The organism is Flavobacterium pectinovorum, assembly GCF_006438875.1.
GTDB classification, from domain to species: Bacteria; Bacteroidota; Bacteroidia; order Flavobacteriales; family Flavobacteriaceae; genus Flavobacterium; species Flavobacterium pectinovorum_A.
Map to the genome: position 1 here is coordinate 169,170 of NZ_RCZH01000009.1, position 23,967 is coordinate 193,136.

The 23,967-nt window shown below is 32.8% G+C and carries 24 protein-coding genes; 16 read left to right on the top strand and 8 right to left on the bottom strand.

Annotated elements, in window-relative coordinates:
- Position 1: 1 nt before the first annotated feature.
- Positions 2-637: a hypothetical protein gene (locus EAH81_RS15070; RefSeq protein WP_140508517.1), complete on the bottom strand. Its 636-nt coding sequence runs from the start codon at positions 635-637 to the stop codon at positions 2-4.
- A gap of 497 nt (positions 638-1,134) precedes the next feature.
- A complete protein-coding gene (locus tag EAH81_RS15075) occupies positions 1,135-1,380 on the bottom strand; it encodes a hypothetical protein (protein WP_140508519.1) in 246 nt (81 codons plus the stop codon).
- Between the two features lie 1,004 nt (positions 1,381-2,384).
- On the opposite strand from EAH81_RS15075, the gene EAH81_RS15085 reads away from it, so the two are divergent.
- Positions 2,385-2,765: a helix-turn-helix domain-containing protein gene (locus EAH81_RS15085; RefSeq protein WP_140508524.1), complete on the top strand. Its 381-nt coding sequence runs from the start codon at positions 2,385-2,387 to the stop codon at positions 2,763-2,765.
- 50 nt (positions 2,766-2,815) lie between these two features.
- Here the strand turns inward: EAH81_RS15085 and EAH81_RS15090 are convergent, their stop codons facing one another.
- Together EAH81_RS15090 and EAH81_RS15095 are read right to left on the bottom strand one after the other, a co-directional pair.
- Complete coding sequence (locus EAH81_RS15090) at positions 2,816-4,075, bottom strand: aspartate kinase (protein WP_140508542.1); 1,260 nt, start codon at positions 4,073-4,075, stop codon at positions 2,816-2,818.
- 196 nt (positions 4,076-4,271) lie between these two features.
- Positions 4,272-4,760, bottom strand: coding sequence for a GNAT family N-acetyltransferase (locus EAH81_RS15095; RefSeq protein ID WP_140508544.1), 489 nt, complete (start codon positions 4,758-4,760; stop codon positions 4,272-4,274).
- A 266-nt stretch (positions 4,761-5,026) separates the two neighbouring features.
- On the opposite strand from EAH81_RS15095, the gene fbp reads away from it, so the two are divergent.
- The gene (gene fbp, locus EAH81_RS15100; RefSeq protein WP_140508546.1) at positions 5,027-6,034 is read left to right on the top strand and encodes a class 1 fructose-bisphosphatase; all 1,008 of its coding nucleotides are present in this window, start codon (positions 5,027-5,029) and stop codon (positions 6,032-6,034) included.
- 167 nt (positions 6,035-6,201) lie between these two features.
- Here the strand turns inward: fbp and EAH81_RS15105 are convergent, their stop codons facing one another.
- Positions 6,202-6,633: a TerB family tellurite resistance protein gene (locus EAH81_RS15105; protein WP_089353187.1), complete on the bottom strand. Its 432-nt coding sequence runs from the start codon at positions 6,631-6,633 to the stop codon at positions 6,202-6,204.
- 169 nt (positions 6,634-6,802) lie between these two features.
- Between EAH81_RS15105 and EAH81_RS15110 the strand changes: the two genes are divergently transcribed.
- The 5 genes from EAH81_RS15110 (at position 6,803) to EAH81_RS15130 (ending at position 10,193) form a co-directional block, all read left to right on the top strand.
- Positions 6,803-7,396, top strand: coding sequence for a HupE/UreJ family protein (locus EAH81_RS15110; RefSeq protein ID WP_140508548.1), 594 nt, complete (start codon positions 6,803-6,805; stop codon positions 7,394-7,396).
- Positions 7,397-7,401: 5 nt separating this feature from the next.
- Positions 7,402-7,833, top strand: coding sequence for a deoxycytidylate deaminase (locus tag EAH81_RS15115; RefSeq protein WP_140508550.1), 432 nt, complete (start codon positions 7,402-7,404; stop codon positions 7,831-7,833).
- Positions 7,834-9,411 (top strand): S41 family peptidase, encoded by a 1,578-nt coding sequence (locus tag EAH81_RS15120; RefSeq protein WP_140508553.1) that lies wholly within the window; start codon positions 7,834-7,836, stop codon positions 9,409-9,411.
- A gap of 17 nt (positions 9,412-9,428) precedes the next feature.
- Positions 9,429-9,794 carry a nuclear transport factor 2 family protein gene (locus tag EAH81_RS15125; protein WP_140508555.1) on the top strand — a complete coding sequence of 122 codons (366 nt, stop codon included), beginning with the start codon at positions 9,429-9,431 and terminating at the stop codon, positions 9,792-9,794.
- An 87-nt stretch (positions 9,795-9,881) separates the two neighbouring features.
- Positions 9,882-10,193, top strand: a complete 312-nt coding sequence (locus EAH81_RS15130; RefSeq protein WP_140508557.1) for a hypothetical protein — start codon at positions 9,882-9,884, stop codon at positions 10,191-10,193.
- Positions 10,194-10,359: 166 nt separating this feature from the next.
- On the opposite strand, the gene EAH81_RS15135 is transcribed toward EAH81_RS15130, so the two are convergent.
- The 3 genes from EAH81_RS15135 to EAH81_RS15145 form a co-directional block, all read right to left on the bottom strand.
- On the bottom strand, positions 10,360-10,965 hold the full coding sequence (locus EAH81_RS15135; RefSeq protein ID WP_140508559.1) for an FAD-dependent oxidoreductase: 606 nt from the start codon (positions 10,963-10,965) through the stop codon (positions 10,360-10,362).
- Position 10,966: 1 nt separating this feature from the next.
- Entirely contained in the window at positions 10,967-11,170 is a 204-nt protein-coding gene (locus EAH81_RS15140; protein ID WP_140508561.1) for a hypothetical protein, read from the bottom strand.
- A gap of 109 nt (positions 11,171-11,279) precedes the next feature.
- Positions 11,280-11,858, bottom strand: coding sequence for a MarC family protein (locus EAH81_RS15145; protein WP_140508563.1), 579 nt, complete (start codon positions 11,856-11,858; stop codon positions 11,280-11,282).
- A 330-nt stretch (positions 11,859-12,188) separates the two neighbouring features.
- Here EAH81_RS15145 and EAH81_RS15150 point away from each other — a divergent pair, with 330 nt between their 5' ends.
- The 9 genes from EAH81_RS15150 (at position 12,189) to EAH81_RS15190 (ending at position 23,959) form a co-directional block, all read left to right on the top strand.
- Positions 12,189-12,758 carry a DUF3109 family protein gene (locus EAH81_RS15150; RefSeq protein ID WP_140508565.1) on the top strand — a complete coding sequence of 190 codons (570 nt, stop codon included), beginning with the start codon at positions 12,189-12,191 and terminating at the stop codon, positions 12,756-12,758.
- Between the two features lie 335 nt (positions 12,759-13,093).
- Positions 13,094-14,071 (top strand): ribonucleotide-diphosphate reductase subunit beta, encoded by a 978-nt coding sequence (locus EAH81_RS15155; protein ID WP_041518445.1) that lies wholly within the window; start codon positions 13,094-13,096, stop codon positions 14,069-14,071.
- Between the two features lie 258 nt (positions 14,072-14,329).
- Positions 14,330-16,723 (top strand): ribonucleoside-diphosphate reductase subunit alpha, encoded by a 2,394-nt coding sequence (locus EAH81_RS15160; RefSeq protein WP_140508567.1) that lies wholly within the window; start codon positions 14,330-14,332, stop codon positions 16,721-16,723.
- 504 nt (positions 16,724-17,227) lie between these two features.
- Positions 17,228-18,625, top strand: coding sequence for a DUF1800 domain-containing protein (locus EAH81_RS15165; RefSeq protein ID WP_140508569.1), 1,398 nt, complete (start codon positions 17,228-17,230; stop codon positions 18,623-18,625).
- 12 nt (positions 18,626-18,637) lie between these two features.
- The gene (locus EAH81_RS15170; protein WP_140508571.1) at positions 18,638-19,804 is read left to right on the top strand and encodes a DUF1501 domain-containing protein; all 1,167 of its coding nucleotides are present in this window, start codon (positions 18,638-18,640) and stop codon (positions 19,802-19,804) included.
- 184 nt (positions 19,805-19,988) lie between these two features.
- The gene (locus tag EAH81_RS15175; RefSeq protein WP_140508574.1) at positions 19,989-20,321 is read left to right on the top strand and encodes an addiction module protein; all 333 of its coding nucleotides are present in this window, start codon (positions 19,989-19,991) and stop codon (positions 20,319-20,321) included.
- 516 nt (positions 20,322-20,837) lie between these two features.
- Complete coding sequence (locus EAH81_RS15180; RefSeq protein WP_140508576.1) at positions 20,838-21,665, top strand: prephenate dehydratase; 828 nt, start codon at positions 20,838-20,840, stop codon at positions 21,663-21,665.
- Positions 21,666-21,769: 104 nt separating this feature from the next.
- Entirely contained in the window at positions 21,770-22,915 is a 1,146-nt protein-coding gene (locus tag EAH81_RS15185) for a pyridoxal phosphate-dependent aminotransferase (protein WP_140508578.1), read from the top strand.
- A 186-nt stretch (positions 22,916-23,101) separates the two neighbouring features.
- Positions 23,102-23,959, top strand: coding sequence for a prephenate dehydrogenase (locus EAH81_RS15190; protein WP_140508580.1), 858 nt, complete (start codon positions 23,102-23,104; stop codon positions 23,957-23,959).
- The last annotated feature ends 8 nt before the right edge of the window (positions 23,960-23,967 follow it).

Consider the following 23,967-nt stretch of genomic DNA (forward strand, 5'->3'; position numbering starts at 1 on the left):
TTTAAGAATAATTAAGAGTGAAAAACATTACTGTCGCTACCCACAATACTAAGCTGGGTACATAACTTAAACCGACAATTTTTAATCCATAATCAGCATACGTATTGGTTAGTTTACCTATTTGAAATCCTAAATAAATAATATAGAAAAGTTCGAATAAGTTGAGTGCTTGAAAAGGGTAAACAAACCAAGTTTCTAAATTTTTATATCCAGTAATATTTAAGGCTGATAATGGATAGAAATACTGAATATCTTCTAATGTATAATTGGTTTGAAAAAAGTAAAACCAAATAGTTTTAAAAACTGGAACTAACAAAAAGATGAATTCTGCTTTAATAGCGATATTCCAAATTGACTTATATGTTATTTCTTTTTGACTGAAAAAAAATGTTCCTATGTATAATATAATAGCAATTATGCTTGTTTTAATTGCAATATATATTGGAACGAAAAAATAAGAAACCCATTTCCATTTATCCTGAAATTCAAAATATTGATTTAATTGCTGAGAGGTTAATTTTTCAGCCATTGTATTATAAAATAATTTGTCAATATCTAGAACGACTTTTGTTGTTTCGCCAAATAATATTAGAATAATTGAAAGGAGTAAAAATATTAAAAGAGAATTTTTAAGCATATTTTGAAGATTGTAAGTGGAGAAACGAAAGTTTTTACAAAAGGCCCTGCTGAATTTTTTACTTTTTCGTATCAATTACTTAAATTTGAATAATTGATAATAAATTATTTATGATTTTTTTTTTAAAAGAACCTCAAGTGTTTAAAATACTTGAGGTTGAGTCTTCTAAGCTTTTTGATGAAATTATTCTTTTACTATGTTGTTTTTTCTTAGGAATGATTTAGAATAATAAAACTAATTATAAGTTGCTATAAAAGGCACCCTTTAGAAAGATTAAAATTAAAACTTCCTCCTCCCTCTATTCGGTATTCTTTAGTTTTTCTTAGTTTTATTTGTAAATAAAAAAATAATTATAAAAATTAAAAAAAGTAAAGGTGATGTGATGCTATATAATGTTTTTGTAACACATATACCATAAATTAAGGAGATGATAGAAAATAGAGTGGTTACAAGTAAAATAAAAGACAGATATTTATTCATAATCTCATATTGTTATTTTATAATTGACCGTGACAAGCACTCATTCCAATAGCACCTGATAAACCAGATAAGGAAGCTACAGCTATAGCTCCAAAACCAGCTGTTCCAACACCCAAAAGACCAATACCTACTAGGCCTAATCCCATAAGTCCGATAGCCATCATACAATCTTTAGTTAATCCTCCACCGTCATCAACATTTTTTAATTTTTGCTGAGCACCACCATTTAAATTCTCCATTTGATTTAATTCTAATTTTTTCATAATGTTATATTTAGTGTTAATAATAAAACAAAGTTATGTGCTGTTTGAAGTTATCCTTATGCAGAAATCGGTTATTTTAAGTCTAAATTCGRGTAATTCAGTTTTTTATTCTTACAAAATCTAATATATATTATGATGTAGATAACCGAAACAAATTATTTTTTCTTTTTGAAAAACATATTGCTTTTGTATAAAGCAAGAAAGATGGATAAATACAACTTATTGTTATTAAAACTATTGTAGGTGTTGTCATGCTAAGCCAATTTCTGGCTATAAATAAATAATACAGCAAAAGGGCTATAACTATTTTGGCAAGAATTAGAAAAATGCGCTTAGTTCTCAAAGTATAATTCCTTAAAATATTTGATAGTCCATAAAGGAATTATAAAAAGCAGGAAATCATTTTTCTTGAGAACATTTTTGCTTTTTAATCTATAATAATCTGTGAATATTCTATAGATATAATAAAATATCAGTAATACAACAAACAGGATAGGATCTTGCTTTGCTGCGAAATATAATAAGGGAAGCGGTAGTAAAATTTGGAAATAGTAAATAATTAAATTTTTCATAATATTCTAATTTAGCTAGTTCAACAAAGTTATGTGCTGTTTGAAGTTATCCTTATGCAGAAATCGGTTATTTCAAGTCGGAAATCGCATAATTCAGTTTTTCTTTTTCTTGTAAAATCTATTATATATGATATAAGAAGTTACTGATCCCTGTATAATGCGAGTTATTCCGATAAGAAAATCTTTTCCAAATGAAAATCCAAAAATTAGAATTTGATAAAATCCAAAACCTATCCAAAGGATACAAACAATAAAAAATATTATTATCATTAATTTACTAAAAGGTGACATGATTTTTCTTTTATGAGTTGTTAGAAGAATAAAATTACAGTGTAATTGAACTATGTCTAAGTCGATTTTCGGTTATTTAATTCTTTTATTTACAAAATAGTAAAATATTTCTTATGTTTACAGCAGTTAAATGGTTAAATTATGAATATAACTGTAGGAAATAGACTAAAACAATGGCGTAAAGCAAAGAATATGTCTCAGGAAGAAGTTGCTGATTTTTTACATATATCACAATCTTCATATGCAAGAATGGAAAGAGGAAAGAGTGGTTCCTGGTCAAGCTATGTTAAAGAAATATGTGAGCTTTTTGAAATAAACTCAGAAGAATTGATTAAAATTGGTTTAAGATCTGATACAAATGAAAATGCTGATTCAAACAAAAATGTTGTTAATCAATTATCAGATAAAATAATTGCGCAATATGAAGCAAGAATAAAAGAATTGAAAAAAATAATAAAGAATTTAATAAAGAATCAAAAGCAGATAATTCAGGATAATAAAAAAGGCTCCACAAATATGTAGAGCCCTTTTAGGAATATATTGAATTAATATAATTAACTTCTATAGCAAGATTAATTGATTTCTTTAGTCACTATTTGCATTGTTTCTCTACTCACTTGTTTTAGTAAAACTTCTTTGTTTTCTTCGACCGTTTGTGCAGCTTGTTCTGTAAAGTGACGAATGGTATATAATGTCACATTTTCGCTATAATCTACTTTGAATTTTTTCGAAAGTATCGCATTCAAATCATTGAAATTCTCAAATTTATCTTCCACACAAACAGAAAAACTAATCGCAGAATTCTGAATCAGGTTTACTTTGATTTTGAATTCATGAAACAAAGCAAAGATCTCACTGATATTTTCTTCCATTATAAAAGAGAAATCAATTGATGAAAGTGAAATCAAAAGCTGATTTCTTTTTACAATAAAACAAGGATATTGCGGTTCTAAATCAACACCTTTAGAAACACAAGTTCCTTTTAATAATGGGTTGATAAAAGATTTTACATATAATGGAATTTCTTTTTTCTGTAGCGGCTGTAATGTTTTTGGGTGAATTACCGTCGCACCATAAAAAGCTAATTCGATAGCTTCACGATACGAAATTTGATTTAGCAAACTGGCATTTTCAAAATAACGTGGATCGGCGTTCATAACACCTGGAACATCTTTCCAGATTGTAACACTTTCGGCATTTAAACAATAAGCAAAAATTCCTGCTGTATAATCAGAACCTTCACGACCCAGAGTTGTTGTGAAATTGTTTTCATCAGCACCTAAGAATCCTTGCGTAATATTTAATATTTTACGTTTTACATTTTTACTGATCAATTGTTGAGTCGTTTCCCAATCTACTTCGGCATCTCTGTAATTTGCGTTTGTTTTAATGAAATTGCGAACATCCAGCCATTGCGTCTGGATTCCCATAAAGTTCATGAAATGACTTAGAATAGTAGTCGAAATTAATTCTCCAAAACTTACAATCTGATCGTAAACAAAATTGTAATTAGGAGATTTATTATGTGCCAAAAAGTATTCCAGTTCTGAAAATTGTGCTGTTACAGCTGCAAAAACGGCATGTTTTTCATCATCAAATAAATCTAATAAGATTTGATTGTGATATTTCTTTATTTCCTGTACAGATGAATTTAACTCTTCTGATTTATCAAAATAATTCTTGATAACAACCTCAAGAGCATTTGTCGTTTTTCCCATAGCCGAAACTACCAAAATCACATCTTCGTAACCTACTTTTTGTAAAACGTCATATACGTTTTTTATTCCTTCAGCATCTTTAACTGATGCTCCACCAAATTTAAATACTCTCATTATTAATTTTAGATTTAGATTTTCGACTTCAGATTTGGGCAATATGAAACCTAAGTATATTTTGTAATTTTTTTTGCCACAGATTAAAAGGGATTAAAAAAATTTTAAAATCTGTGTCCGTTCGCCACGAATTTCACGAATTAGCACAAATTAAATTAGTGTAAATTTGTGAAATTTGTGGCAAAAAAACTTATGTCTATTTTTTCTCTAAGAATGAATTAATTCCTGCTTCATCCATTTGAACAACTCTCCATTCTTCAAGGATTTTTGCACCGGAGTTTTCATAGAATTTAACTGCCGGAGTATTCCAGTCCAGAACATTCCAATCGATTCTTCGAACATTATCTCTTTTTCCTTGTTTCATTATTTCCGAATAAAGTGCAGATCCTAATCCGGTGCCGCGCATTTTTTCCTTAACAACTAAGTCTTCAAGGTGTATTGTTTTTCCTTTCCAGGTAGAATATCGGTAATAATATACTGCCATTCCAACAATTTCTTTTTGTTGTTCGTCATTTTCAATTTCTGCAACAAAAACGTGAAACAATGGTTTTTCGCCAAAACCGTCGCGAACTAAATCCTCTTCAGTGATCACAACTGCGTCAGGTTCTTTTTCGAATATTGCCAACTCCTGTATTAATCCTAAAACAGATTTCATGTCTTCGGGATTTCCTTTTCTAATATTCATATTATGTGCAATTTATTTTATTGGTCATATTATGGTATTGCTTTTTGTTTTTTCAGATGTTTTTTTACGCAAACGATCTTCTATAGCAATTTCATATATTCTTATTATTAATCAGTTATAAGCTAAAAAAGCGTGTTTTTCACCTGTACTTTTTGACTTTAATTAGCAAATATACAATAGTAGCAAACTAACAAAATAATTTTTAAATCATTCTCACAAAAAAAACGATATTTGTGACTTAAAAATAAATCTACAACGATATAGTAATGGAAGAACGCAATAAAACACTAGGAGAGTTTATTATTGAGAACCAAAAAGCATTTCAGTATTCGTCGGGGGAGCTTTCCCGAATTATCAACTCTATACGTTTGGCGGCAAAAGTCGTAAACTATAAAGTAAACAAGGCTGGTTTAGTCGACATTATTGGCGCTGCAGGCGAGCAAAATGTTCAGGGTGAGGACCAGCAAAAATTAGATGTGTATGCAAACGAAGTATTTATCCAGACGTTAATAAACCGTGAGATTGTCTGTGGAATTGCTTCTGAAGAAAACGACGATTTTATTACTGTTCAGGGGAGCGACAACAGTCATAATAATAAGTACGTGATCTTAATGGATCCGCTTGACGGATCTTCAAACATTGATGTAAATGTTTCTGTGGGAACAATTTTTTCTGTTTTTAGAAGAATTACTCCAATAGGAACTCCGGTAACAAGCGAGGATTTTTTACAACCGGGGATCAATCAAGTTGCAGCAGGTTATGTGATTTATGGTACTTCGACAATGTTGGTTTATACAACAGGTCATGGTGTAAATGGATTTACATTAAATCCTGCTATCGGAACATTTTATTTGTCACATCCAAACATGAAATTTCCGAAAGATGGAAATATTTATTCGGTAAACGAAGGAAATTATGTTCATTTTCCGCAAGGAGTAAAAAACTACATTAAATATTGTCAGCGTGAAGAAGAAGACAGACCTTATACTTCAAGATATATTGGAAGTTTGGTTTCTGATTTTCATCGAAATATGATCAAGGGCGGAATTTATTTATATCCAACAAGTTCGAAAGCACCAAAAGGGAAATTACGTTTGTTATACGAATGTAATCCAATGGCTTTTATCGCGGAGCAGGCAGGAGGAAAAGCGACAGACGGTTTTGGAAGAATTATGGAAATCCAACCAACAGAATTGCACGAAAGAGTTCCGTTTTTCTGCGGAAGTTATAATATGGTAGAAAAAGCTGAAGAGTTTATGGCGGAAGCGCTTTAGTTTCAGTCACAGTCTCAGTTTTCAGTCTCAGTTTACAGTCTGAACTAAAAAACAAACCCGACACATTTTAAAAATGTGTCGGGTTTATATTTTTATTTAGTTTTAACTGTCAGTTTGAAAACTGAAAACTGCGACTGTAAACTATTTTCAAATCTGAAAACTGAATACTATTTATGCATATGTTGCATTTCGTATACGAAAGTATCACCGTCTACTTTTTTGTCTACTAATGATAATGCTTTTGCAATTATATGGTTTACGTTGCTTGGAGTAAATCCTAAAGCAATTCCTAATTTTCTTAACATTACTTCTTGTTGGTCTTCAAGATGATGATCAACATGCACCATTCTGGTTAAATCGTATAAACGCTCTAAACGCTGAACATGCAAATAAGGTGGGTTGATAGGGTATTTTAATGGATCGTTAAGAATTTCTTCATACTCAGTTTCTGAAATTTCTAAACGTGAAGCTAATTTGTCCAAGAAATTCTTTTCCTCAGGATGTACAATTCCATCGGCTAATGCTACACGAACAATAGCTGAAAAGTGACCTTTATTTCTTTGTTTGAATTCGCTATCAAATAAATCTGAAAATGACATAATTATAGTTTTTTTAAGCTACAAAGATAAATCTTATTTTAATTTAACAATTTTAAATTTCTCATAAAATTTAACTTATTTTTATTCGTTGTTTAGATGGTGAACTTTGTTGGTTTTTCAAAATAAATCGTAAGTTTACAACCCCTAATCAATTAATATTATTGCCCCTATGTCAGATTTTTGGATTTATTTTCAAATAGGATTGAAGCACGTTCTGGATATTCATGCTTATGATCACGTTCTTTTTTTAATCGCATTAACAGTTCCTTATTTATTTAAAGACTGGAAACGCATTTTGCTTTTGGYTTCTGTTTTTACAATAGGTCATACCTTAGCATTATTACTTTCGGTTTACGGAATCATTGCTATAAAAGTAAATATTGTTGAATTTTTAATTCCGATTACAATTTTAATAACGGCTGTTTTTAATCTTTTGACAGCAGGGAAGGCATCTAAAAATGATGGTGTAAATTTATTATTTTTTGTGACCTTGTTTTTTGGGATTATACACGGACTTGGGTTCTCAAATTATTTTAAGACTATTTTAGGAGGTTCACCAAGCTCAAAATTACTACCTTTAGGAGAATTTGCGCTAGGAATCGAAGCGGCACAATTAGTAGTTGTGTTTGTAGTCTTGGTTATATCATATATAGTACAAACGGTATTTCGTTTTTCAAAACGCGATTGGGCGCTTGTAATGTCGGCTTTTATCATTGGAGTTGTGATTCCGATGATTATAGAAAGCCCAATTTGGAACAGATAAATTAAATGAAGCTAAAGAAATTAAATAAATACGATAAAGCTTATTTGCGCATCGCAAAAGAGTGGAGTTTACTCTCGTATTGCAAACGAAAACAAGTTGGGGCTATTATCGTAAAAGACCGGATGATTATTTCTGACGGATACAACGGCACACCATCCGGATTTGAAAATTGCTGTGAAGACGAAGACGGATTAACCCGTTGGGATGTTTTGCATGCCGAAGCAAATGCGATTTTGAAAGTTGCCCGATCAACTCAGTCTTGCGAAGGAGCAACGTTGTACATAACATTGTCGCCATGTAAAGAATGTAGTAAATTGATCCATCAGTCCGGAATAAAAAGAGTGGTGTATCAAAACGGATATCGCGATGATTCCGGTATTCAATTTTTATTAAAAGCTGGTATTGAAGTCGAACATATTCCTGTTTTAGAAGAGTAAATGAAATTTAATTCAAAATATTTGCCAATCGTTATCGGAGCAACCTTTGCTCTTGGAACCGTACTCGGAAGCAGAATGAATGCGCCCGTTGATGATCAGTTATTGGCTAAGAATTACTCTAAAACCAAGCTGAACAAATTGATTGATTTTATCAATAACGAATATGTTGATAGCATCAATACCGATTCTATTGTGAACTTAACAGTAGATAATATTCTATCAAAATTAGATCCGCATTCCGTTTATATTCCACCAACAGAACAAGCTGAAGTTGCCGAAAGTATGAAAGGGGATTTCGTAGGTATCGGAATTAATTTTTATATGTATAAAGATTCTGTTGCGATCATAAAACCTATCGAAAACGGACCTTCGGCGAAAGCGGGAATTAAATCAGGAGACCGAATTTTATTTGCCGGAAAAACAAAATTGTTCGGAAGAAGCTTGCCGTCAGATAGTTTGTTTTCTAAGTTGAAAGGAAAACAAGGAAGCGAAATAGAATTAACTGTTTTTAGAAAATCAGAACAAAAGAAGCTTAAGTTTAAAGTAAAAAGAGATATTATCCCGATAAAAAGTGTCGATGCTTCTATAATGATAGGAAGTAATACCGGTTATATCAAAATCAATCGTTTTGCTGAAACTACTTTTGACGAATTTAAAACAGGATTAGCCAGATTAAAACAAAACGGAATCGAATCTTTAGTAATTGACCTTCGAGATAATGGCGGTGGCTATATGGAAGAAGCTATTGCTGTTGCCGATGAGTTTTTGAAAGACAAACAACTAATTGTATTTACTAAAAATAAAAATGGTACTACCGAAAAAACTTATGCTACAAAAGCAGGAAGTTTTGAAACAGGTAAAGTATATATTTTAATTAATGAAAATAGCGCATCTGCCAGTGAAATCTTAGCTGGAGCACTTCAGGATAATGATCGCGGAATTATTGTGGGACGTCGTTCTTTTGGAAAAGGATTGGTGCAGCGTGAAATGGACTTTAATGATGGATCTGCCGTTAGACTGACAGTAGCGCGTTATTATACGCCAACCGGAAGATCGATTCAAAAACCATACAAAAAAGGAAACGAAGAATATTTTAAAGAATCTGAATCTCGTTTGAAATCGGGAGAGCTTTATGCAAAAGACAGTATTAAAGTGGCGGATTCTCTAAAATTTAAAACACCAAAAGGTAAAATTGTTTACGGTGGCGGCGGAATTGTTCCGGATATTTTTGTGCCAATTGAAGCTGAACACGGAAATGAGAATGTCGCTTATTTGCTTCAAACGGGGATCGTTGGTCATTTTGTTTTTGAAGAATTAGATAAAAACCGTAACGCATTTTCAGGTCTTCATTTTAATGAGTTTTTGGCCAAAATGAAAACTTCAGATACGTATTTCAAAAAGTTTAAAGCCTATATTTTAATGACAGGTTTAGACTTAAAATTAGATAAAACCAAAGCTTTAGTGAATCGCTATATTACTGCAGAATTTGCCAGACAATTGTATGGTGAGTTGTATTATTATGATGTGATTTTGAAAGAAGACGCGATGATTAAAGCAGTTTTGAATCCAAAAAAGTAACTTTAATTCATTTTTATATGAAAACAGGAGAGATCGTGAATGCTGAGATTGAACTTTTGACAGCAATTAAAAATGCTGATGTTTCTGCTTTAGAAAAAATGCTTCATGATGACTTACTTTTCAATTTGCCGGATGGTCAGACAATTACCAAAGAGTTTGATTTGACTGTATATCGTTCCGGAAAAATGAAAATTGACGCTTTGGAAGCTTCAGATCAGATAATTAATATAATTGACGATACGGCGGTTGTTGCAGTTACTGTTCTGTTAAAAGGGAATTATGATCAGAGCCCTTTAAACGGAATTTTTAGATATATCAGGGTGTGGAAACAATTTGATGAAAACTTAAAGGTCATTGCAGGAAGCTGTGTTGAATTGAAATAGAATTAATAATAACTTAAATAAAACTTAGCGAACATAGGGTATCGCGAGGTTTCGGGATTGCGAATTTTGCGGTTAATAAAATAAAATATGAAAAATTTAAAAAGAGTAGGTTTTTTAATAATGCTAATGACTTTTGTAATTTCTTGTGCGACTATGAAAAGTAATAATGCAGTTTCGGGAAAAGTAGATTCAATCGAGTCGGGGAAAGATGGTTACACAGCTAAAATTTCTACAGATGCGAAAGAAGTTTATTTTGCAACAATTAGTATTGTAAACCTTGGTGGACCTCAAAATTATAAACAATTAAAAATTGGAGATGTTGTCTCATTAAAAGGAGAAATCTGGAAAACCGATGATGAAAAACATATCAAAGTAACAGAAATTGTTTCGGTTAAATAAAAAATTAAACATAATTTTTTGAACCATTAAGAAGATATTTAGTTTATTAAGCTTTGCGGCTAAAATAGTTTTACCATTAAGAGATTAAGATTATTAAGTATCAAACCTTAATTTTTCTTAATCTCTTAATGGTTCAATATAAAAAAAAACTTATGTTTTAAATTTTTTATCGAATGCTGTCGTGTGCATGAGTTTGTACGCCATTATTCCATAAAGTTAGAATATCTGTGGCAACAGCAGCGCCACTTCCGGCAGCAATATCGAGTTGGCTTCTCCAACCTGCTAAAGTTCCAATAACATAAATACCGTCGGCTACTTTATGATCGTCGTTTTTAAGCTGAATACGTTGTTTTTCAGGTAACGCTTTTTTATGCGGTTCTATATATTGCATTAAACCTTCGATGTCAAAAGTATTGGCAGAACCAATCCCCACAACGATATTTTTGGTTTTATAAGAGTCTTTGTTAGTTGTTACAGTAAATTCGGGATAAGATCCTGCGACCTTAATTACTTTTTCGTTTGGGATTTGTGTAATGTGCGGGTAGCTTTCGGCTAAATGTTCTGTGCTTTCAGTCAGTAATTCTGAACCCAATTTGCCTGGTTTTATGCCGTAAGCATTGTAGAAAATTGCTTCTTGTAAAGAAGAACTTTTTTGATGTGTAAAAACACCGATTTTTTTATCGGTAGCAAAAGCTTTGTTTTTGGCAGATCCTAAAACCAGTGCACAAGACATACTCGAAACACCACCGCCAATAAGTAAAACGTCAAACATATTATCTGTTATCGTGCATTTTTTCTTCAATCCTTTTAGAAATTCTAAAAATCAAAAGAATCAATACGGCACAAAACGAAGCTGCGATTCCAATAAGCGCCACACCACTATCTCCTTGAAAAGGATTTTTGAAGTCTAATTGTGTAATATTAAAAACAATTAAAGCTAATGCTAAAAGCACTAAGATTGTAGTAAAAATTTTCATATGGTTGTTTTGTTTGTCTAAAATAATAAAGTAAAACCTTCAGATGTTAAAATAATGTCCTTAAGTTGTATTTTAGAAATTTTATGGGGTAAATTTATAAAAATAATTGTTAGACGAACAAACCTTTAACATTAGCAGCAAATAATTTAACAGCAATTGCTAAAAGTATGACTCCAAATGTCTTGCGGACCACGCCAAGTCCGTTTTCTCCTAATAAATTCTCGATTTTTTTGGAAGATTTTAAAACAATATAAACTAAAATTATATTCAATAAAATGGCAATAATGATATTAATGGTGTGAAATTGAGATCGAAGTGATAATAAAGTCGTCATAGTTCCTGCTCCGGCAATCAACGGAAACGCCAAAGGAACAATAGAGGCAGATCCAGGTTCTTCGTCACGATAGATTCTAATTCCTAAAATCATCTCTAAAGCAAGAAAGAATAATACAAACGAACCTGCAACGGCAAATGAATGCACATCTATACCGATAAGGCTTAAAAAACCTTCTCCAACAAAAAGAAATACAATCATAATAAGTCCGGCAACAATCGAAGCTTTTTCAGATTCAATATGTCCCACCTTTGATCTTAGATTTACAATAATAGGAATTGACCCTACGATATCAATTACGGCAAAAAGCACCATTCCAACAGTAACGATTTCTTTAAAGTCGATTTCTAACATAATTACTTTGATTTTAAGGGTTTAAAATTTTGTGCAAAGGTAGATAATAAAGGTAGGTGTTTTTTTGATACAATGTATTTTTGTTATAAAAACACGTTATAAGTATTGAAAAAGTGAGATATGTAACAATTGTTATTAGTTACACAGAGTTTCGCAAAGTATTCTCGCAAAGATTAACAAAGCTTGAATTGTAAAAAGATTAAAAACAGAATGATTCTTTGTGTCCCGAGGCTTCGGGATTGTGAAAAACTCTGTGAATCTTTATGGTAGATTTTTTATCCGTTTTCTTTGTCTATCTTTGCACTTTATAAATTTTAGTACTTTATTATCATGTTTCAATTAGGTAAAACCATTATTTCAGAGGATATTCTTGAAAAAGAATTTGTGTGCAACTTGTCAGCTTGTAAAGGAGCTTGCTGTGTTGACGGAGATGCGGGTGCACCATTAAGCGAAGCAGAAACTAAAATTCTGGAAGAAATTTATCCTAAAATAAAACCTTTTTTACGAAAAGAAGGAATTGCGGCTATCGAAGCGCAGGGAACCTGGGTAAAAGGAACTGATGGTGATCTTGAAACGCCTTTAATCGATGAGAAAGATTGTGCGTATGTTATTTTTGATGGTAAAACTGCACTTTGTGGAATCGAACAAGCGTATAATCAGGGAATCATAGATTGGAAAAAACCGGTTTCTTGTCATTTGTATCCAATTCGTGTAAAAGACTTCACAGAATTTGCTGCGGTGAATTATGATAAATGGGATATTTGTGATGATGCCTGTTCTTTAGGTAAAGAATTAGAAGTTCCGGTTTATAAATTTGTCAAAGAAGCGCTAATTCGCCGCTTTGGTCAGGATTGGTATTTGGAACTTGAAAAAGTGGCCGAAGAACTTAAAAAATCCTAGAAATTTACGCGCGTTAGTTATCACTTTTCAGAGATATATTTTAACTCAAAAAATAAAGTTTTAACTCAAAAAAAACTTTTAAAAACAATTAAAAATTTCTTGCTTTTTATTCCAAAAAGTCTATATTTTACGGGCTTCAAGGTTGTTTATTCGTTTTTAAACCATTCATTTACAATAAATTAATTATTGTCTGAAAAATATCTCATTTTTACCCAGTTGTTAAAAACTACGTCGAATTGTGAATAAGTTTGGCTTTCATTTTTAGCGATAAATGACAATCTTTGTAGTCTATTGAATTAGTAGAAATTCAATACAAAAATTAAATGAAAATTACCATGTCACAAGTCGAGCCAATATTACAAGAAAACAAAAATCGTTTCGTTATTTTTCCAATTAAACATCATGATATTTGGGAATGGTACAAAAAGATGGAAGCTAGTTTCTGGACTGCTGAAGAAATTGACTTGCACCAGGATTTGACTGACTGGAATAATAAATTAAGTGACGACGAAAGATATTTCATTAAACATATATTAGCATTCTTTGCAGCTTCTGACGGAATTGTAAATGAAAACCTTGCTGAAAACTTTGTAAACGAAGTTCAATATGCCGAAGCTAAGTTTTTCTATGGTTTCCAAATCATGATGGAAAACATTCATAGTGAAACGTATTCTCTATTAATTGACACTTACGTGAAAGATGAAGCCGAGAAAGCAGAATTGTTTAATGCTTTGGAAGTTTTTCCTGCAATTAAGAAAAAAGCAGACTGGGCTTTAAAGTGGATTGAATCTGATTCGTTTGCTGAAAGACTAATTGCTTTTGCAGCTGTTGAAGGAATTTTCTTTTCAGGAGCTTTTTGTTCTATTTATTGGTTGAAAAAACGTGGATTAATGCCAGGTTTAACTTTCTCTAATGAATTGATTTCTCGTGACGAAGGTGTACACTGTGACTTTGCAGTACACTTGCATAATCATCACTTGATTAACAAAGTGCCAAAAGAAAGAATTAAAGAAATCATTGTTGACGCTTTAGACATCGAAAGAGAATTTGTTACAGAATCACTTCCGGTAAGTTTAATAGGTATGAATGCGGTCTTAATGACACAATACCTGGAATTTGTTGCGGATAGATTATTAGTAGAATTAGGTTGCGAACGTGTATATGGATCAGCGAATCCGTTTGACTTCATGGACATGATCTCACTTCAGGGAAAAACCAATTTCTTTGAAAAACGTGTTGCGGAGTATCAAAAATCAGGTGTGATGAACACAGACAGTGATGCTCAGAAAATTTCATTCGATGCAGATTTTTAGACAACAAGAATAATTTTAGCGCGATCTAACAAACGCTAAAAAGAATAACAGTAGAATTTTTAAGATTGAATCCTCAACCCAAATCGTTGATTCAATAACAATTTTTAATGCCTTTTCGGTCTATTTTTTAGGCTGGAACAGATAACTATTGAGAATCCTACAATTCTCAACACATAATTTAAAAACACGCAATGTTTAAGTCCTGGAATTCGTTATTCCAGTGTCTTTCATTTTTTCAATAACTAAAATAGTAAGCTTATGTATGTAGTAAAAAGAGATGGCCACAGAGAGCCGGTAATGTTTGATAAGATTACAGAAAGAATCAAAAAATTGTGTTACGGCTTAAACGAGCTTGTAGATCCTGTTAAGGTAGCCATGCGTGTTATCGAAGGATTGTATGATGGGGTTTCAACTTCTGAACTGGATAATCTTGCGGCAGAAACGGCGGCTTCTATGACAATTGCGCATCCTGATTATGCACAATTAGCAGCGCGTGTGGCAATTTCAAACCTACATTCAAATACTAAGAAGTCGTTCTCAGAAACGATGAAAGATATGTACAATTACGTAAATCCAAGAAATGGGCAAGAAGCTCCATTACTTTCGGATGAAGTATTTAATGTAATTCAGGAAAACTCTGCTTTCCTTGATTCGCATATCATTTATACAAGAGATTTTAATTACGATTACTTTGGTTTTAAAACCTTAGAGCGTTCCTATTTGCTAAAAATAAACGGTAAAATTGTCGAAAGACCACAACATATGTTGATGCGTGTTTCGGTTGGTATTCACCTTGATGATTTAAAATCGGTAATTGAGACTTACGATTTAATGTCCAAAAAGTTCTTCACACATGCAACGCCAACATTGTTCAATGCGGGAACTCCAAAACCACAAATGTCTTCTTGCTTCCTTTTGGCAATGCAGGATGATAGTATTGATGGTATTTACGACACTTTAAAACAAACGGCTAAAATCTCGCAATCAGCGGGAGGAATTGGTCTTTCTATTCACAACGTTCGTGCAACAGGATCTTACATTCGTGGTACAAACGGAACATCAAACGGAATCGTTCCAATGTTGAGAGTATTCAACGATACGGCACGTTACGTAGATCAGGGTGGAGGAAAACGTAAAGGAAGTTTTGCGATTTATATCGAAACATGGCATGCTGATATCTTCGATTTTTTGGATTTAAAGAAAAATACAGGAAAAGAAGAAATGCGTGCAAGAGATTTATTCTTCGCCATGTGGACTTCAGATTTATTCATGAAACGTGTACAGGAAGATGCGTCATGGACTTTAATGTGTCCTAACGAATGTCCTGGATTATACGATGTTTACGGAGAAGAATTCGAAACCATGTATTTGGATTATGAATTTAGAGGAAAAGGTAGAAAAACCATTCGTGCACGTGAATTATGGGAGAAAATCCTTGAATCACAAATCGAAACAGGAACACCTTATATGTTATACAAAGATGCAGCAAACCGTAAATCAAACCACAAGAACTTAGGAACCATTCGTTCGTCAAACTTGTGTACGGAGATTATGGAGTTTACTTCTAAAGATGAAATCGCAGTTTGTAACCTTGCTTCAATTTCATTACCAATGTTCATTGATAACGGAAAATTCGATCACGAAGCACTTTACAATGTTACAAAACGTGTAACCCGTAACCTGAACAAAGTAATCGACAGAAACTACTATCCGGTAAAAGAAGCTGAAAACTCAAACATGCGTCACCGTCCGGTAGGATTAGGTGTTCAAGGTTTAGCGGATGCTTTCATCTTGTTGCGTATGCCGTTTACAAGTGATGAGGCGAAAGTATTAAACCAGGAAATTTTCGAAACATTATACTTCGCAGCCGTAACCGCTTCTATGGAAATGGCAAAAGAAGAAGGGCCATATTCTACATTTGCAGGTTCTCCAATGTCACAAGGAGAATTCCAATATAATATGTGGGGAATGAAAGATGAAGAATTATCAGGACGTTGGGACTGGGCTTCATTAAGAAAAGAAGTAATGGAGCATGGAGTTCGTAACTCATTATTGGTTGCGCCAATGCCAACAGCTTCTACTTCGCAAATTCTAGGAAACAACGAAGCTTTCGAACCCTATACATCAAACATTTACACGCGTCGTGTATTGTCTGGAGAATTCATCGTAGTAAACAAACATTTACTGGAAGACTTAGTAAAACTAGGTTTATGGAACGAAGATTTGAAACAAGAAATCATGCGTCATAACGGATCTGTTCAAAACATTGATATTATCCCGCAAGACCTGAAAGATTTGTATAAAACAGTTTGGGAAATGTCAATGAAAGACATTATCGATATGTCACGTCAGAGAGGTTATTTTATTGATCAATCACAATCGTTGAACTTGTTCATGCAAGATGCAAACTATTCTAAATTGACGTCAATGCACTTCTATGCTTGGCAATCAGGTTTAAAAACTGGAATGTATTACTTAAGAACAAAATCTGCGGTTGATGCGATTAAATTCACATTGAACAACGATAAAAAAGAAGAAACAGCACCAACTTTAGTTCCGGAAACGGAATCTATCAGTGTTGAGGATTACAAAGCAATGTTGCTAAAAGCACAAGCTGGAGATCCTGAAGATTGTGAAATGTGTGGGTCTTAAATTTTTTAGAAGAAAGAAGATAGAATAAAGAGGAAAGATTTTATTCTTAATGTATAGAAAGCAGTTATTGTAATGATAGCTGCTTTTGTTTTTTTAGAAGTTATTTACTTCGTCAGTTCACTTCGTTTGTGTCCCGCTTTTCGTTGCAAACGAAGTTCACTGAACTCCAATTAAAAATAATATAATGTGAAGTTGAAGTAATCTTTTTATTTTTAAAGAAAAAATAAAAAAGGATTTCAACTTCAATCGGGGCTATTTAATTACCGGAATTTTGTGAATTACGTTCCGAAGGAACAAATTATATTGTAGGGATGGATTTTAATCCATTCTACGCAATCAAAGTCGACAATCAAAGTCACATTACAATATCCCCCAAAATTCACCGTTTAATTTATTACCAAAGATTTTAAAAACTTAGCACCTTAGTACCTAAGAAACTTAGCGCCTTTTCTTTAAACCTTTAAGAGAAAGTTGAGTCTTAATTACTAAACAAATTCCTGTGTTATGAAAAAAAGCAATCTTTGGTCGTTACGATTGGGCTTCTCAGGAAAAGAAGCTGCAGAAATCGAAAAGTTAGGATTAGAAAAATTCCTAAAGAAATCGTATGATTCAAAGGTTGACAAACAACTTCCTGCTTTTTTGGAAGATGACCCCAAGACACTTGCCGAATTAAAGGAATTAAAGCAAACCATAAAGAATGCAGATTCTGAAGCCCAAAAGAAAATCCTAAAAAAAGCAATCTATTCAGGTGTTGAACTGCGACGGTGGTGGATTAATAAAATGCGAACTGACGAATTTCCTCTTCGGGAAAACATGGTTTGTTTCTGGCACAATCATTTTGTGTCAACCTCACAGAAAGTAAAAGTCAATTATTGGATTTACCAGCACAATATGATTTTGCGTGAAAATGCTTTTGGAAACTTCAAAGAACTCACAAAAAAAATCGTAAAGTCGAATGCAATGGTGAAATACCTTGATAATGTCGACAATAAAAAAGATAAAAACAACGAGAATTTAAGTCGGGAACTACTGGAATTGTTTACCATTGGAATTGGAAATTATACCGAAGGTGATATCAAAAACGGCGCACGTGCTTTAGCTGGATTAAATCTGGGAGAAGACAGTGCTGTTTACAGAAGGTTTATTGAAGATAATAGCGATAAAACCTATTTCGGTAAAACCGGAAATTGGAAAGCCGATGATTTGGTTGATATTATTTTCGAACAAAAAAACATTCCATATTTAATTACCCGAAAGATCCTGAAATGGTTTATTTATGATAATCCATCTGAAGAATTGGTGATTTATTATGGAGATTATTTTCGAAAGAAGAATTTTGAAATTGAACCTCTGTTAACTAAAATATTCACAGAAGAATATTCAAAAGAAAATTCGGGAACTAAAATCAAAGATCCTTTAGTATATATTATTCAGCTTATTGATGAATTAGAAGTAAAAGATTTTGATGATGCGATGATAGCACTTTTTTTAAGACAGCAAGGAATGGATTTATACAATCAGGTTAATGTGAAAGGTTGGGATGGTGGAAATTCCTGGCTGACTTCTCAAATATATTTACAGCGAAATAATACTTCTGATTTGCTTTGCAGCGGAAGAAGTATTTCGAGGAAAATATTAAATACAATGAGTGGAGAAGGAGAGCCGCCAAAATCGGAATTTGAGAAGATTGATGTGAAAATTGATTTTGACTCCAACGGAAATAATAAAACAATCATTACTGAATTATCCAACAGATTATTATTTAATGTAAATGAGTCAACGCAAAAAGACATGGAGAATTTACTTAAATATGATTTTGATCCAAAAGAAGAACATGCAAATTTTGCTGTAACTCGATTGTTTAATTACATTTCAAAATTACCGGAATATCAATTAATCTAGAAGTTTAAAGCTATGAACAGAAGAGATTTTATATCGATAACAGGAACATTTACAGGCGGATTATTTTTGCTTCCTGACTTTTTGCATGCATATGGCACACAGAATAATTTAGTTGTTGGAGAACAATGCGTTGTTTTTGTTCAGCTTAATGGAGGAAACGACGGACTGAATACTTTTATTCCATACGATAATCCGTTGTATTATGATTATAGAACGAAAATTGCTTTAGGTAAAGACGTAATTGTCAGTAAAAATAAAGGAATGGCATTTCATCCGGCATTAAAAGATTTTGCTCAAATGCAGCAAAACGGAGATTTAACGGTAATTCAGAATGTGGGTTATCCCGAACCGATTCGTTCTCATTTCCGCAGTCAGGAAATTTGGCAGACTGCAACTGATTCTAATAAATATATTAATGAAGGCTGGTTGGGGCGTTATCTGGATTTGCAATGTAATGGACATCAAGCTACAGCCGGGATAAATTTAGACTCAATTGACAACTTGGCTTTGAAAGGAATAGAACCTAATTCGATTACTGTAAAAGACCCAAATCGATTTAAAGTAAAATCGGATAAAGAAGAAAATGTAACGCTTTCGGAAAATCCGCAATTAGATTTTGTTCGAAAAATTGCCAACTCGGTTACAGAGGGTTCTGATGAAATTCAGAAAGCGTTAGCAAAATCGAAGGCTGAAATAAGTTATCCGAAAACAGGATTGTCTAAAAACTTAGAATGGATTGCGAGATTAATAAAAGGGAATTTGAATTCTAAAGTGTATTATACATCACTTGGCGGTTTTGATACACATGATAATCAGTTGATAATTCACGATAAAAGGTTAACAGAACTAAATGATGCACTTTTTAGTTTTTATCAGGATTTAAAACAATCAAAAATGCTTGAGAATGTTACTGTTGTTGTTTTCTCTGAATTTGGGCGACGAGTAAAAGACAACGGAAACGGAACGGATCACGGAACTGCTGCTCCAATGTTTATTATTGGTGGTAATAATAAAGGAACAATTTTAGGTCACAATCCGGATTTAGCGAATTTAGATAATGGCGATTTAAAATATGAAATTGATTTCAGAAGTGTTTATGCCTCTTTGTTGCAACAGAAATTGAATTTTGATTATGCTAAAATTGGGATTAGGAATAAACCTGTTTCGGGATTGTTTTAAAATTTTATAGCCACGAATTCACGAATTTGTGATCTGTAATGCGGGAAATTTAATTTTGCAAATGCAGTAATTTTGTGCTAATTCGTGAATTCGTGGCGAAAAAAAATGTGTGTTCTTATTAAACTCAATGCATTGTAATTTTGATTAAATTTGTAACATTGATAATATTAGTAATACTGAAAATATGGAAATTAAAAATTTATCTAAATATAGTAATGCTGAAAAAATTGTTTTGGCTGAGCAACTGTGGGATAGTGTTTCTAAAGAGAATTTAGAGGTTTCGGATGATGTTAAGAGAGAATTAGACATTCGGATTCAGAATTTGGAAGAAGGTAAAACTGAATTATATTCTTGGGATGAAGTTAAAGAATACTTGGAAAAGAAAAAAGATACTTTGAAGACATTAGATCAATTTATCGAGGAACATTATGGAAAAGGTGGAACGCCAAAACGTGATAAATTAGACAAGGGATTTGAAAAGTTTAAAAAACGGTATCTTAAAAAACAAAATTTATAATTGTTATCGAGTTACTTGCGGAGATTTCTCCTTCGTCGAAATGGACAAAATACGTATAAGAATGATTTTTGGGGTATGTTTTTTAAAGTAATCCGTATTCAGTTTGAAGCAGTCAATTTGTGCAAATTTGTGCAATTCGTGTTTCAATCACTTCGCATATCTCTTTGAGCTCTTTGTCAATCTTTGTGGAATCTTCCTCAAAACCAATTGCCTAAATCGCATTTTAAGGCTGATTAATTTAAATATCTTACAAAACTGAGGTAATTTGTTAAGAAATCCTTTTTTGTTTCATAAAATGCAATATTTTTTTTGGTGCAGTGAAAATAATTTATACATTCGCAGAGAATTTATTGAAAAACACAAACAAAATGTCTAATAACCGTTTTTATTTTAGCAACTCTTTTTATTTCTTCTTTAGTAGAAGTGAGGATTGTGCTATGGTTATTTGAGAAAATTAAAACGACAAATAAAACTAATATACAATCCTGATGCAAATCAGGATTTTTTTTTGAATATATGACAACTAAAATTGCAATACAAGGTATAAAAGGTTCTTTTCATCATCAGGTAGTGAAGGAGTATTTCTCTGAAAATGTGGAAATTGATGAATGCTTATCTTTTGAAGAATTGATTGACAGCTTGCTTTCCGGAAAATCTGATCAGGCAGTTATGGCAATTGAAAATTCGATTGCAGGACCAATTATTCCGAATTATGCATTGATTGACAAGAATAATTTGCACATTATTGGAGAGCATTATTTGAGCATTCACCAAAATTTAATGGCGCTGAAAGGTCAGAAAATTGAGGATATAAAAGAAGTTCATTCACACCCAATGGCAATTTTGCAATGCATGGATTTCTTAAAACAATATCCAAACATTAAATTGGTAGAAGACAAAGATACCGCCGAAACTGCCAGAAGAATTCAGGAAAAACAGTTAACCGGAATTGCGGCAATTGCAAGTAAAACAGCATCTGAAATGTATGATCTTGAAATTATTGCGCCGGAAATTCAAACGATCAAAAACAATATGACCCGTTTTGTGATTATTAAAAAGCAGAATTCATTTTTGCCAGAAAATGAAATCAACAGAGCTTCGATCAAATTTGAATTGGATCATAAAAGAGGAAGTTTAGCAGCAGTTTTGAACGTAATGAGCGATTGCAAATTGAATTTAACCAAAATTCAATCGCTTCCAAAAATTGAAACTCCCTGGAAATATTCGTTTTTCGTAGATGTGACATTCGAGAAATACGAAGATTTTGCAAAAGCCAAATCGCTACTAAATATAATGGCAGAATATTTAAAGGTTTTGGGAGAATATAAGAATACGAAACCATAAAAAAGGAAATTCCAATTTTTTGAAATTCCAAATTCCAAATCTGATCCTTCGACTTCGCTCAGGAGGACAAAAAAGAAAAAACTCTAAAAGAGAATACATAAATCATGATTACACCAGCAAAAAGATTAGATAAAGTTGAAGAATATTACTTCTCATCAAAATTGAGAGAAGTTCGTCAATTGCAATCTGAAGGAAAACCGATCATCAGTATGGCAATTGGAAGCCCTGATTTGAGTCCGTCTAAAGCAGTAATTGAGGCAGTCGCTGCAGCAATTCAAGATGAAAACGGGCATGGTTATCAAAACTATCAGGGATTACCGGAATTGAGAAAAGGTATGGCAGATTTTTATCAGGATCAGTTTGGTGTTGAGTTAAATCCAAATAATGAGATTTTGCCTTTGATGGGTTCGAAAGAAGGAATTATGCATATTTCGTTAGCATTTTTGAATGAAGGTGATCACGTTTTAATTCCGAATCCGGGTTATCCAACATACACTTCGGTAACTAATTTGGTTGGAGCTGTTCCGGTTTATTATGATTTGAAAGAGGAAAATGCCTGGGAACCGGATTTTGAAGCATTAGAAAAACTGGATCTTTTAAAAGTAAAAATCATGTGGCTGGGTTATCCGCACATGCCAACAGGAGCAAGAGGAAGTTTAGCGTTATTTGAAAAATTGGTTGCCTTTGCTAAAAAACATAATATATTATTGGTTAACGATAATCCGTATAGTTTTGTTTTGAATGATAACCCAATGAGTTTATTGCAGATTGAAGGCGCAAAAGAAGTGGCTTTAGAATTGAATTCACTTAGTAAAACGTTCAACATGGCGGGCTGGAGAGTTGGAATGGTTTTAGGAAAGCCTGAAATTATAGATGCAGTTCTGAAAGTAAAAAGCAATATGGACAGCGGAATGTTCTATGGAATTCAGAAAGGTGCGGTTGCAGCTTTGAATTGTGATAAATCATGGTTCGAAGACCAAAACAAAATTTACAGAGGTCGTAGAGAACTAACAGAAAAATTAGCAGAAAAATTAGGCTGCAAAGTTTATAAAGAAGGAGTTGGTCTTTTTGTCTGGGCAAAATTGCCGGAAGGAATCGAATCCTCAGAAAAGTTCATTGACGAAATATTATACGAGAAACATATTTTTATCACCCCGGGAACAATTTTCGGAAGCAATGGTGAAGGATATATAAGATTCTCGTTGTGTGCGAAAGAAGAAAAAATACAGGAAGCGATAGATAGGTTCTAAATTTTAGATTTCTGATTTTAGAGTTTAGATTTCCTGCAAGGTTTTTAAAACCTTGTAGGTACTAATCAAAAGTTCTTGAAAAAACGAGAAGCCCTAGCCCTGATAGTAGTGGAAATCCTTTTGTGCCGGGGTTCGGCATAAAAGATTGAAACGGATAGCAGGAATTAGCTTCTAATAAAAATAAATATGAAAGTATACGTAATAGGAATAGGGTTAATAGGAGGCTCGATGGTGTTAGATATAAAAACACAGCATCCGAACGCAACTATTTTTGGAATTGATAATAACGAAAAACACTTGCAGGAAGCAATTGATTTAGGTGTTATCGATCAGGCAGGAAGTTTTGAGGGATTGGCAGAAGCTGATTTTGTAATTGTTTCGGTTCCTGTGGATGTTGCACTGACGGTTTTGCCTAAAGTATTGGATTTGGTTGGTGATAAAACGATTGTTTTTGAAGTAGGTTCGACTAAAAAACCAATTTGTGATGCAGTAGCAAATCATCCGAAAAGAAGAAATTTTATTGCAACACATCCGATAGCGGGAACAGAGTTCTCAGGACCTTCGGCGGCAATAAAAGGATTGTTTCAAGGGAAAACAAACATAATTTGTGAGGTGGAAAAAACCACTTTTAAATTGCAGGAGAAGGCGTTACAGCTTTTTAGCAAAATAGGAATGAGGATTCGATATATGGATCCAACTTCGCACGACAAACACATTGCTTACGTTTCGCATTTGTCGCATATTAGTTCGTTTATGCTAGGAAAAACGGTAATGAACAAAGAAAAAGACGAACAGGATATTTTTGATATGGCGGGAAGTGGATTTGAAAGTACCGTTCGTCTGGCAAAAAGTTCGCCAGCAATGTGGACACCAATTTTTAAGCAAAACAAAGAACACGTTATTGAAACATTAGAAGAATATATTTCAAATCTGAGTCGGTTTAGGGATTTGTTGAAAGAAGATAATTATAATGCCATTTTTGAAGAAATGGAAAGTACCAATAAGATCAAGGAAATATTAAACGGATTAACAATTAAAAAATAAAAATAAAC